This window comes from Microtetraspora fusca (assembly GCF_001570365.1).
Lineage (GTDB): Bacteria > Actinomycetota > Actinomycetes > Streptosporangiales > Streptosporangiaceae > Microtetraspora > Microtetraspora fusca.
In genome coordinates this window covers 473,633-486,136 of record NZ_BBYK01000038.1, presented here as the reverse complement: position 1 = coordinate 486,136, position 12,504 = coordinate 473,633, and the positions used below count along the sequence as shown (strand labels likewise).

Annotated in this window: 7 protein-coding genes; all 7 read left to right on the top strand. The window is 67.0% G+C overall.

All coding sequences use genetic code 11. The features are described from left to right. The first annotated feature begins 104 nt into the window (after positions 1 to 104). The 7 genes from AWQ68_RS02305 (at position 105) to fusA (ending at position 12,497) form a co-directional block, all read left to right on the top strand. Positions 105 to 620: an Rv1363c family protein gene (locus tag AWQ68_RS02305; protein ID WP_066933660.1), complete on the top strand. Its 516-nt coding sequence runs from the start codon at positions 105 to 107 to the stop codon at positions 618 to 620. After that, positions 617 to 1,132, top strand: a complete 516-nt coding sequence (locus tag AWQ68_RS02300; RefSeq protein WP_084463568.1) for an Rv1363c family protein — start codon at positions 617 to 619, stop codon at positions 1,130 to 1,132. Before AWQ68_RS02305 ends, AWQ68_RS02300 begins: the two co-directional genes overlap by 4 nt. A 414-nt stretch (positions 1,133 to 1,546) precedes the next feature. Next, positions 1,547 to 5,011 carry a DNA-directed RNA polymerase subunit beta gene (gene rpoB, locus AWQ68_RS02295; RefSeq protein WP_066933656.1) on the top strand — a complete coding sequence of 1,155 codons (3,465 nt, stop codon included), beginning with the start codon at positions 1,547 to 1,549 and terminating at the stop codon, positions 5,009 to 5,011. Between the two features lie 23 nt (positions 5,012 to 5,034). Continuing rightward, positions 5,035 to 8,910: a DNA-directed RNA polymerase subunit beta' gene (locus AWQ68_RS02290; protein ID WP_066933654.1), complete on the top strand. Its 3,876-nt coding sequence runs from the start codon at positions 5,035 to 5,037 to the stop codon at positions 8,908 to 8,910. A 607-nt stretch (positions 8,911 to 9,517) separates the two neighbouring features. Then, positions 9,518 to 9,892, top strand: a complete 375-nt coding sequence (gene rpsL / locus AWQ68_RS02285; RefSeq protein WP_061253213.1) for a 30S ribosomal protein S12 — start codon at positions 9,518 to 9,520, stop codon at positions 9,890 to 9,892. A 1-nt stretch (position 9,893) separates the two neighbouring features. Next, on the top strand, positions 9,894 to 10,364 hold the full coding sequence (rpsG, locus tag AWQ68_RS02280; protein ID WP_066933652.1) for a 30S ribosomal protein S7: 471 nt from the start codon (positions 9,894 to 9,896) through the stop codon (positions 10,362 to 10,364). An 84-nt stretch (positions 10,365 to 10,448) separates the two neighbouring features. Continuing rightward, positions 10,449 to 12,497 carry an elongation factor G gene (gene fusA, locus AWQ68_RS02275; protein WP_066934250.1) on the top strand — a complete coding sequence of 683 codons (2,049 nt, stop codon included), beginning with the start codon at positions 10,449 to 10,451 and terminating at the stop codon, positions 12,495 to 12,497. Positions 12,498 to 12,504 lie beyond the last annotated feature (7 nt).

The window sequence follows — 12,504 nt, the reverse complement described above, 5'->3', positions numbered from 1 at the left end:
TCGGGTGGCCGCCCTTTCCGCGTTCGTACGGCCGTGCCCGATCCGGCCGGATGTGTAGCGGGAGACCCTCCGGCGTCCGATGAATGATCGGGGGTGATGCACCGGTGGGACGGGCGCTGATGGTGGGGCTGACGGTACTCGTGGCGGGGCTGGCCGCGGCCGCACTGTGGCTCGGGGCCGCCCGGAACGCGGCGCGGCAGGACGAACGGGACCGCCAGGCGGCCGTCCGGGCGGCCGCCGTCCACGCGGAGGCCCTGCTCGCGCTGGACCACCGCACGGTGGACCAGGACGTGGCGCGGCTCGTCGCCACCTCGACCGGGCAGGCACGTGACGGCTACATGAAGGGCCGGGACGCGATGCGACAGGAGGCCCTCCAGCGCGAGGTCTCGCAGACGGGCGTGCTGCGCGCGGCCGGCCTCGTCGCGATGTCGGACGGCGGACGCTCCGCCGAGGTCCTCGTCGTGGGCGACGCGTTGATCCGCTGGGGAGCGGACGGCAAGAAACGAGGGGGCGACTCGAACGCGCCGGGAAAACCCGAGGAACGTGCCTACCGCTGGCGGATGGAGGTGGCCAAGGTGGGTGACCGCTGGCTGGTCTCCAGGGCGGAGCTGGTGCAGTGAGACGCACTCTCGCCGCGCTGCTCGCCGCCGCAGCGGTCGGCCTCGCCGCCACCGTGGCCTGGCTGTACGCGGACCTGAGTCGCCTCCAGGGCGATGTCTCAGCGGGGCGGGAGGCCGTCGCGACGGCCCGCTCGTACGCGGCGGACATGCTGTCCTACGACTACCGGACGATGGACGAGGACCTCGCTCGGGCGAGGAGCCACACGACCGGAGCGCTGGCCGGACGCTATGCCCGGCTCGCCGCCACGCTGCCGCGGCTCGCCCGCGAGCGGCAGGAGGTACGGCAGGCCGTCGTGGCGGCCGCCGCGGTCGAGTCGGCGACCCCCGCGGAGGCCCGGATATTGGTCTTCCTGAACACGGTCACCAGTGGACGCGAAACCGGGCAGGACCGGCCGACACAGGAGGTCGGGCAGAACCGGCTCCGCCTCGTGATGACCAGGGAGAACGGCCGCTGGCTGGTCTCCGATCTCTCCACGCTCCTGGGCGACACGCCCGTTCTCGGGGCCCCTTAATTCAATTGTTAGCAAAGACTGTGTTTGGCGCGAGTTAGGGAAGGACATACCGAATCACAGGCAGTGTCGACCGTTGGTCAGCGTTCGGCTCGCCATGTGACAGAGCGTTAGCCGGACGGGCTCGCGGGTATCGTCTGGGTCCGGTGACGTTCGACGTTCATGTGAGCGGGAAAACGCAGCGTGCTGGGCATCAGTCGGCCGAAATGTCGCCCCTCGGGCTTGACGTTTCGCCGCTGACGGGTGATGCTGCCACCAACGTGGAGCGCAGAGCGAGAGCGGAGTGGACAGGTGTATGCCCATCGGCTACACTGCCCCTTTGCGCTGCCCTTTGACGACCCGCTTCTCTGAGTAACTCTGTTGCATGGTCGTCTGGCGTGCGTGTAGTCAGTCCGCGAGCCCTCGGAAGGACATCTGTTGGCAGCCTCGCGCAACGCCTCCGCCGTACCCGCCGGTCCCCGTACCGTGTCGTTCGCACGTATCGAGGAGCCGCTCGAAGTTCCCGACCTTCTCGCCCTGCAGACCGAGTCGTTCGACTGGCTGCTCGGCAACGAGAAGTGGAAGGGTCGGGTCGAGGCGGCTCGCCAGGCCGGGCGCAAGGACGTTCCGGCCCAGTCAGGTCTCGAAGAGATCTTCGAGGAGATCAGTCCGATCGAGGACTTCTCCGGAACCATGTCCCTGTCGTTCCGCGACCACCGGTTTGAGCCGCCCAAGTACTCGGTCGACGAGTGCAAAGACAAGGACATGACCTACTCCGCCCCGATGTTCGTCACGGCGGAGTTCATCAATAACACCACCGGTGAGATCAAGAGCCAGACGGTGTTCATGGGCGACTTCCCGCTCATGACCTCGAAGGGCACTTTCATCATCAACGGCACCGAGCGTGTCGTGGTCTCCCAGCTGGTGCGGTCCCCGGGTGTCTATTTCGACCGTTCGGTCGACAAGACCTCCGACAAGGACCTGTTCGGCTGCAAGGTGATCCCTTCCCGCGGCGCCTGGCTCGAGTTCGAGATCGACAAGCGCGACAGCGTCGGCGTTCGCATCGACCGTAAGCGCAAGCAGCCCGTCACGGTGCTGCTCAAGGCGCTCGGTTGGACGAACGAGCAGATTCTGGAGCGTTTCGGCCAGTACGAGTCGATGCGGGCCACCCTGGAGAAGGACCACACGTCCGGCCAGGACGACGCCCTGCTCGACATCTACCGCAAGCTGCGTCCGGGCGAGCCTCCGACCAAGGAGTCCGCGCAGACGCTGCTGGAGAACCTGTACTTCAATCCCAAGCGTTACGACCTCGCGAAGGTCGGGCGTTACAAGATTAACAAGAAGCTCGGTGTCGACGCCGACATCACCCAGGGCACGCTGACCGACGAGGACATCGTCGCCACGATCGAGTACATCGTGCGCCTGCACGCCGGCGAGGAGACCATGGGTCCCGACGGCTCGGTGATCGTCGAGACGGACGACATCGACCACTTCGGCAACCGCCGTCTGCGCACGGTGGGCGAGCTCATCCAGAACCAGGTCCGCCTGGGCCTGGCCCGTATGGAGCGCGTCGTCCGCGAGCGCATGACGACCCAGGACGTCGAGGCGATCACGCCGCAGACCCTGATCAACATCCGCCCGGTCGTGGCGTCGATCAAGGAGTTCTTCGGCACCTCCCAGCTGTCCCAGTTCATGGACCAGACGAACCCGCTGGCCGGTCTGACGCACAAGCGTCGCCTCTCGGCCCTGGGTCCGGGTGGTCTGTCCCGTGAGCGGGCCGGCTTCGAGGTCCGTGACGTGCACCCGTCCCACTACGGCCGCATGTGCCCGATCGAGACGCCGGAAGGCCCGAACATCGGTCTGATCGGCTCGCTGTCGTCCTTCGGCCGGGTCAACTCCTTCGGCTTCGTGGAGACGCCGTACCGCCGGGTCACCGACGGCCGGGTCACCGACGAGATCGACTACCTGACCGCGGACGAGGAGGACCGGCACGTCGTCGCCCAGGCCAACACGGCCCTGAACGCCGACGGCACCTTCGCCGAGACCCGCGTGCTCGCCCGCCGTAAGGGCGGCGAGTTCGAGGCCGTCCACCCGTCCGAGGTCAACTACATGGACGTCTCGCCGCGCCAGATGGTGTCGGTCGCGACCGCCATGATCCCGTTCCTCGAGCACGACGACGCCAACCGCGCGCTCATGGGCTCGAACATGCAGCGCCAGTCGGTGCCCCTGCTCAAGAGCGAGGCCCCGCTGGTCGGCACGGGCATGGAGTACCGCGCCGCCACGGACGCCGGCGACGTCATCAGCGCCGAGAAGGCCGGTGTGGTCGAGGAGGTCTCCGCCGACTACATCACCGTGATGAACGACGATGGCACGCGCACCACCTACCGTGTCGCGAAGTTCAAGCGGTCCAACCAGGGCACCTGCTTCAACCAGAAGCCGATCGTGCACGAGGGCGACCGCGTCGAGGCCGGACAGGTCGTCGCCGACGGTCCCTGCACCGACACCGGCGAGATGGCGCTCGGCAAGAACCTGCTCGTCGCGTTCATGCCGTGGGAGGGTCACAACTACGAGGACGCGATCATCCTGTCCCAGCGCCTGGTGCAGGACGACGTGCTCTCCTCGATCCACATCGAGGAGCACGAGGTCGACGCCCGTGACACCAAGCTCGGCCCCGAGGAGATCACCCGGGACATCCCGAACGTCTCCGAGGAGGTCCTCGCCGACCTCGACGAGCGCGGCATCATCCGCATCGGCGCCGAGGTCACGACCGGTGACATCCTCGTCGGCAAGGTCACTCCCAAGGGTGAGACCGAGCTGACCCCGGAGGAGCGCCTGCTGCGCGCGATCTTCGGTGAGAAGGCCCGCGAGGTCCGCGACACCTCCCTGAAGGTGCCGCACGGCGAGTCCGGCAAGGTCATCGGCGTCCGCGTGTTCAGCCGCGAGGAGGGCGACGAGCTTCCGCCCGGCGTGAACGAGCTGGTCCGCGTCTACGTGGCCCAGAAGCGTAAGATCACCGACGGCGACAAGCTCGCCGGCCGTCACGGCAACAAGGGTGTCATCTCCAAGATCCTCCCCGTGGAGGACATGCCGTTCCTCGAGGACGGCACGCCGGTCGACATCGTCCTGAACCCGCTGGGTGTTCCGGGACGAATGAACGTCGGCCAGGTGCTGGAGACCCACCTCGGCTGGATCGCGGCCCGAGGGTGGGACGTGTCAGGCATCGAGGAGGCCTGGGCGGAGCGCCTGCGTGACAAGGGTCTCGCGAAGGTCGAGCCGCACACCAAGGTGGCCACCCCGGTGTTCGACGGCGCCCACGAGGAGGAGATCGTCGGCCTGCTGAACAACACCCTGGTCAACAGGGACGGTTCGCGCATGGTCGGCGAGAACGGCAAGGCGCGGCTGTTCGACGGCCGTTCCGGCGAGCCGTTCCCGCACCCGATCTCGGTCGGCTACATCTACATCCTCAAGCTGCTCCACCTGGTCGACGACAAGATCCACGCGCGTTCGACCGGTCCGTACTCCATGATCACCCAGCAGCCGCTCGGCGGTAAGGCCCAGTTCGGTGGCCAGCGCTTCGGTGAGATGGAGGTGTGGGCCCTCGAGGCCTACGGTGCCGCGTACGCGCTCCAGGAGCTGCTGACGATCAAGTCGGACGACGTTCTCGGTCGCGTGAAGGTCTACGAGGCCATCGTCAAGGGCGAGAACATCCCCGAGCCGGGCATCCCCGAGTCGTTCAAGGTCCTCATCAAGGAGATGCAGTCGCTCTGCCTCAACGTCGAGGTCCTGTCGAGCGACGGCATGTCCATCGAGATGCGGGACACCGACGAGGACGTCTTCCGTGCCGCTGAAGAACTCGGCATCGACCTGTCCCGGCGCGAGCCGAGCAGTGTCGAAGAGGTCTGATCTAGAAGCTGAGGGGATCAAAAGTGCTAGACGTCAACTTCTTCGACGAACTGCGCATCGGCCTTGCGACGGCTGACGACATTCGTCAGTGGTCGCACGGCGAGGTGAAGAAGCCAGAGACGATCAACTACCGGACGCTCAAGCCGGAAAAGGACGGGCTCTTCTGCGAGAAGATCTTCGGCCCCACCCGGGACTGGGAGTGCTACTGCGGTAAGTACAAGCGCGTCCGGTTCAAGGGCATCATCTGTGAGCGCTGTGGCGTCGAGGTGACTCGGGCCAAGGTGCGTCGTGAGCGGATGGGCCACATCGAGCTGGCCGCTCCGGTCACGCACATCTGGTACTTCAAGGGTGTTCCTTCGCGCCTGGGCTACCTGCTCGACCTGGCGCCGAAGGACCTCGAGAAGGTCATCTACTTCGCGGCGTACATGATCACGCACGTCGACACGGAGATGCGCGACCGCGACCTGCCGTCGCTGGAGGCGAAGATCTCCGTCGAGCGGCAGCACATCGAGCAGCGCCGTGACGCGGACATCGAGGCCAGGCAGAAGAAGCTCGAGGCCGACCTGGCCGAGCTCGAGGCCGCCGGTGCCAAGGGGGACGCGCGGCGCAAGGTGCGTGAGGGGGCCGACCGCGAGATGCGGCAGCTCCGTGACCGCGCCCAGCGTGAGCTGGACCGCCTCGACGAGGTGTGGAGCCGGTTCAAGAACCTCAAGGTCCAGGACCTTGAGGGCGACGAGCTGCTCTACCGCGAGATGCGCGACCGGTTCGGCCGGTACTTCCGCGGCGGCATGGGCGCCCAGGCGATCCAGGAGCGGCTGAACAGCTTCGACCTGGACGCCGAGGCCGAGAACCTGCGCGAGACCATCCGCAGCGGCAAGGGCCAGAAGAAGGCCCGCGCCCTCAAGCGGCTCAAGGTCGTCGCGGCGTTCCTCAACACGCGGAACTCGCCGAGCGGCATGGTCCTGGACTGCATCCCGGTCATCCCGCCGGACCTGCGCCCCATGGTGCAGCTCGACGGTGGCCGGTTCGCGACCTCCGACCTGAACGACCTGTACCGCCGGGTCATCAACCGGAACAACCGCCTCAAGCGTCTGCTCGACCTCGGCGCGCCCGAGATCATCGTGAACAACGAGAAGCGGATGCTCCAGGAGGCCGTCGACGCGCTGTTCGACAACGGCCGCCGCGGCCGTCCGGTCACGGGTCCGGGCAACCGTCCGCTGAAGTCCCTCAGCGACATGCTGAAGGGTAAGCAGGGACGCTTCCGTCAGAACCTGCTGGGCAAGCGTGTCGACTACTCCGGCCGTTCGGTCATCGTCGTCGGCCCGCAGCTGAAGCTGCACCAGTGCGGCCTGCCCAAGCAGATGGCGCTGGAGCTGTTCAAGCCGTTCGTGATGAAGCGCCTGGTCGACCTGAACCACGCGCAGAACATCAAGTCGGCCAAGCGCATGGTCGAGCGGGCCCGTCCGGTCGTGTGGGACGTGCTCGAAGAGGTCATCACCGAGCACCCGGTGCTGCTCAACCGTGCGCCGACGCTGCACCGCCTGGGCATCCAGGCCTTCGAGCCGCAGCTCGTCGAGGGCAAGGCCATCCAGATCCACCCGCTCGTCTGCACCGCGTTCAACGCGGACTTCGACGGTGACCAGATGGCCGTGCACCTGCCGCTGTCGGCCGAGGCCCAGGCCGAGGCGCGCATCCTGATGCTGTCGACGAACAACATCCTCAAGCCGGCCGACGGCAAGCCGGTGACGATGCCCACCCAGGACATGGTCATCGGTCTGTACTGGCTGACCACCCAGAAGGACGGCGCCCTGGGCGAGGGTCGCGTGTTCGCCACCGTGGCGGAGGCGCTCATGGCGTTCGACCGCCGCGAGCTGGACACGCAGGCCAAGATCCAGGTGCGGCTCAAGGACGTCCCGCCGCCGCGCGGCTGGGAGGCTCCGGAGGGTTGGGAGGCCGGTCAGCCGATCCGGCTGGAGACCACGCTCGGTCGGTGCCTGTTCAACCAGACCCTGCCCGGCAACTACCCCTTCGTGAACTACCAGGTCGGCAAGAAGCAGCTCTCGAGCATCGTCAACGAGCTGGCCGAGCGGTACCCGAAGGTCGAGGTCGCGCAGGCGCTGGACGCGCTGAAGGACGCGGGCTTCTACTGGGCCACGCGCGCCGGTGTCACCATCTCGATCGAGGACGTCGTCGCCCCGCCGAACAAGGCCGCGATCATGGAGTCGTACGAGAAGCGCGCGGACAAGGTGCAGCGTGAGTACGACCGCGGTCTGATCACGGACGAGGAGCGCCGTCAGGAGCTCATCGAGATCTGGACCCACGCCACCGCGGACGTCGAGACCGACATGGTCAACGCGTTCCCGGCGACGAACCCGGTCTGGATGATGGTCAACTCCGGCGCCCGCGGTAACAAGATGCAGGTCCGGCAGATCGCGGGCATCCGCGGTCTGGTGTCCAACACCAAGGGTGAGACCATCCCGCGGCCGATCAAGTCCTCGTTCCGCGAGGGTCTGTCGGTGCTGGAGTACTTCATCTCCACCCACGGCCAGCGGAAGGGTCTGGCGGACACCGCCCTGCGGACCGCCGACTCGGGCTACCTGACCCGTCGTCTGGTCGACGTCGCCCAGGACGTCATCGTCCGCGAGATCGACTGCGGTACCGACCGCGCGGTCCCGCTGCACGTCGGCGAGCGGGACGCCCAGGGCAACCTGGTCAAGGCCGAGAACGCCGAGAGCAACGTGCACGGCCGCATCCTGGCCGAGGACGTCGAGGTGGACGGCAAGCTCGTCGTGTCGGCGGGCACGGACATCAACGACGCCGCGGTCACCGCGCTCGTCGCGGCGGGCGTGGAGACGGTCCGGACCCGAAGCACGCTGGTGTGCGAGGCCAAGATCGGCGTCTGCGCCACCTGCTACGGCCGTTCGCTGGCCACCGGCAAGCTGGTCGACGTCGGCGAGGCCGTCGGCATCATCGCCGCCCAGTCGATCGGTGAGCCGGGCACCCAGCTCACGATGCGGACCTTCCACACCGGTGGTGTGGCGGGCGCCGACATCACCCACGGTCTGCCGCGTGTCCAGGAGCTGTTCGAGGCTCGCATCCCCAAGGGTGTGGCCCCGATCAGCGAGGTCACCGGCCGGGTCAGGATCGACGAGACCGACAAGACCCGCAAGATCGTCATCACTCCGGACGACGGCTCCGACGAGATCGCCTACCCGGTGTCGATGCGGTCGCGGCTGCTGGTCTCCGAGGGGCAGCACGTCGAGGTCGGCCAGCTGCTGATCGCGGGTGCGCGCAACCCGAACGAGGTGCTGCGCATCCTCGGCCCGCGCGCCGTGCAGCTCCACCTGGTGGACGAGGTCCAGCAGGTGTACCGCTCGCAGGGTGTGTCGATCCACGACAAGCACATCGAGGTCATCGTCCGGCAGATGCTCAAGCGCGTGAACGTGCTGGAGTCGGGTGACACCGAGCTGCTGCCCGGTGAGCTCGTCGAGCGGCCGCGCTTCGAGCAGATGAACCGCCAGACCGTGGCGGAGGGCGGCCAGCCGGCCTCCGGACGTCCGGTCCTGATGGGTATCACGAAGGCCTCGCTGGCGACCGAGTCCTGGCTGTCGGCGGCGTCCTTCCAGGAGACGACGCGGGTCCTCACCGACGCGGCGATCCACGCCAAGTCGGACTCGCTGCTCGGCCTCAAGGAGAACGTCATCATCGGTAAGCTCATCCCGGCCGGTACGGGCATGCCCCAGTACCGCAACATCCGGGTCGAGCCGACCGAGGAGGCCAAGGCCGCGATGTACACGGTCGGCGGCTACGACGGCACCGCTGCGGAGTACACCTTCGGTTCCGGCAGCGGCGAGGCCGTGCCGCTGGAGGAATACGACTTCGGCCAGTACGGCCGCTAGTCAGGCGAAGGGAGCGCCCGGCATCTGGAAGCCCAGATGCCGGGCGCTTTCGCATGCGGGGCCGTACGGGCGGGGAGGCGGGGGACCGGTCGGAAGCGCCGCGGCCGACAGACGAGCGGGTCCGCATAGGGGAAATGGCCAGAAGCGCCCGCCGTACGGGTATACTCGCTCCGAGCTTGTAGTGACCTGCGACAGAGTGGGTCACGCGGACCATGACACGGATCACGAACCACCCCCCGCATCCGTTTTGACGTGTTGCGAGGGGCTGGGTAGTCTTTTCCTTCGTGCCCATGGTTCATGGGCTCGCATGCGTGTGCTTGGAGAGCCGCCCCCGATGCCGGGAGTGGGCGCGAGCGCCGCAGGACTCCTCCAGATCGACCGGGTCCGACCGGGTGTGGTGCGACAAGTGCGCGACACGCCCGAGCGCGGGGGTCGAAGGAGTTCCAAAACGAGCAGGTCATGACACCGGCAGTACCTGCGAAAGCACAACCTGGAATGGATTCCGAGCCGGGCAGAGAGGGGTTCGCGTCAGCGGGCCGCGATCGTGCCGGGGAGGTGCTCCATCCAGGGTTCACGTATCACCGGCTAGGCACGAAACGGAGACGCGGTGCCCACGATTCAGCAGTTGGTCCGCAAGGGCCGGCAGGACAAGGTCAGTAAGACCAAGACGCCTGCCCTCAAGGGGAGCCCGCAGCGGCGCGGCGTTTGCACCCGCGTTTACACCACGACCCCCAAGAAGCCCAACTCGGCGCTGCGCAAGGTGGCCCGTGTTCGGCTCACCAACGGCATCGAGGTCACGGCCTACATCCCGGGTGTCGGTCACAACCTTCAGGAGCACTCCATCGTGCTCGTGCGTGGCGGCCGTGTGAAGGACCTGCCGGGTGTTCGTTACAAGATCATCCGCGGCTCGCTGGACACCCAGGGTGTCCGCAACCGCAAGCAGGCCCGCAGCCGCTACGGCGCTAAGAAGGAGAAGAGCTGACATGCCGCGCAAGGGTTCCCCTGGTCGCCGCCAGCTGGTCGCAGACCCGGTGCACAACTCGCCGTTGGTGACCGCCTTGATCAACAAGGTTCTCCTGGACGGCAAGCGCTCGATCGCGCAGTCGATCGTCTACGGCGCTCTCGAGGGCTGCCGGGACAAGACCGGCAACGACCCGGTCGTCACGCTCAAGCGTGCGCTCGACAACGTCAAGCCCACCCTGGAGGTCCGCAGCCGCCGCGTCGGTGGCGCCACCTACCAGGTCCCGGTCGAGGTGCGCGCCGCGCGCAGCACCACCCTGGCTCTCCGCTGGCTCGTGCAGTACAGCCGGGCCCGCCGTGAGAAGACCATGACCGAGCGGCTCATGAACGAGCTCCTCGACGCCAGCAACGGCCTTGGCGCCAGCGTGAAGCGGCGCGAGGACACGCACAAGATGGCCGAGTCCAACAAGGCCTTCGCCCACTACCGCTGGTAGTCGGCACCTACGACGAGTTAAGGACGCAAAGCAGTGGCCACCACGACCGCTCTTGACCTGGCCAAGGTCCGCAACATCGGGATCATGGCCCACATCGATGCGGGCAAGACCACCACGACTGAGCGCATCCTGTTCTACACCGGCATCAACTACAAGATCGGCGAAACCCACGAGGGTGCCGCCACGATGGACTGGATGGAGCAGGAGCAGGAGCGCGGCATCACGATCACGTCTGCCGCGACGACCTGTAGCTGGCTTGATCACACGATCAACATCATCGACACGCCTGGTCACGTGGACTTCACCGTCGAGGTGGAGCGCTCACTGCGTGTCCTCGACGGTGCCGTAGCTGTCTTCGACGCCGTCGCCGGCGTCGAGCCGCAGTCCGAGACCGTTTGGCGTCAGGCCGACCGGTACGACGTGCCCCGCATTTGCTTCGTGAACAAGATGGACCGGGTCGGTGCCGAGTTCCACCGCTGCCTGGACATGATCGTGTCGCGCCTCGGCGCGACGCCGCTCGCCGTCCAGCTTCCGTGGGGCGTCGAGGCCGACTTCAAGGGCGTCATCGACCTCGTGAAGATGAAGGGCCTGCTCTGGAGCGCGGAGACGGCCAAGGGCGAGATGTACGACGTCGTCGACATCCCGGCTGACCACGCCGACGCCGCTCGTGAGTGGCGCGACAAGCTCGTCGAAACCGTCGCGGAGAACGACGACGAGCTGATGGAGAAGTTCCTCGAGGGTGTCGAGCCCTCCGAGGAGGAGCTCGTCGCGGCGATCCGCCGCGCCACACTGACCGGCGCGCTCAACCCGGTCCTGTGTGGCACCGCGTTCAAGAACAAGGGCGTGCAGCCCCTGCTCGACGCGATCGTCGCCTACCTGCCGGCGCCGACCGACATTCCGGCCTTCCAGGGCCACGCGGTCGGCAACGAGGACCAGGTCGTCGAGCGGCACGCGGACCCGGAGGAGCCCTTCGCCGCGCTGGCCTTCAAGATCATGAGTGACCAGCACCTGGGCAAGCTCACCTACATCCGCATCTACTCGGGCAAGCTCGAGACCGGCACCGGGGTCATCAACTCGACCAAGGGCAAGAAGGAGCGGATCGGCAAGATCTACCAGATGCACGCGAACAAGCGCGAGGAGCGCTCGTCCGCGTCGGCCGGTCAGATCGTCGCCGTCATGGGCCTCAAGGACACCACCACCGGTGACACGCTCAGTGACGCGGCGAACCCGGTCGTCCTGGAGTCGATGAACTTCCCGGCGCCGGTCATCAACGTCGCCATCGAGCCCAAGACCAAGGGCGACCAGGAGAAGCTGGGCACCGCCATCCAGCGCCTGGCCGAGGAGGACCCGTCCTTCCAGGTCCGTCGCGACGAGGAGACCGGGCAGACGGTCATCTGGGGCATGGGCGAGCTTCACCTGGAGATCCTCGTCGACCGTATGCGCCGCGAGTTCAAGGTCGAGGCGAACGTCGGTCGTCCGCAGGTCGCCTACCGCGAGACCATCCGCCGCAAGGTCCAGAAGGTCGAGTACACGCACAAGAAGCAGACCGGTGGTTCCGGCCAGTTCGCGCGCGTCATCATCGACCTGGAGCCGCTGGGCGACGGCAACGACGGTTACGAGTTCGAGAACAAGGTCACCGGTGGCCGGATCCCGCGGGAGTACATCCCGTCGGTCGACGCGGGCGCCCAGGAGGCCGCCGAGTTCGGCGTGCTCGCCGGCTACCCGATGGTCGGTGTGAAGGTCACGCTGCAGGACGGTGCGTACCACGAGGTCGACTCGTCCGAAATGGCTTTCAAGATCGCCGGTTCGATGGCCTTCAAGGAGGCCGCTCGTAAGGCTGACGCCGTAATCCTCGAGCCGATGATGGCCGTTGAGGTCACCACGCCCGAGGACTACATGGGTGACGTCATCGGTGACCTCAACGGTCGTCGCGGACAGATCCAGGCGATGGAAGACCGGACTGGGGCCAAGGTCATCCAGGCCCTCGTCCCGCTGTCCGAGATGTTCGGTTACGTGGGTGACCTGCGTAGCAAGACCCAGGGCCGGGCCGTGTACAGCATGCAGTTCGACTCCTACGCGGAGGTGCCTCCGGGCATCGCCAAGGAGATCGTCGCGAAGGCTCGGGGCGAGTAACGCACCT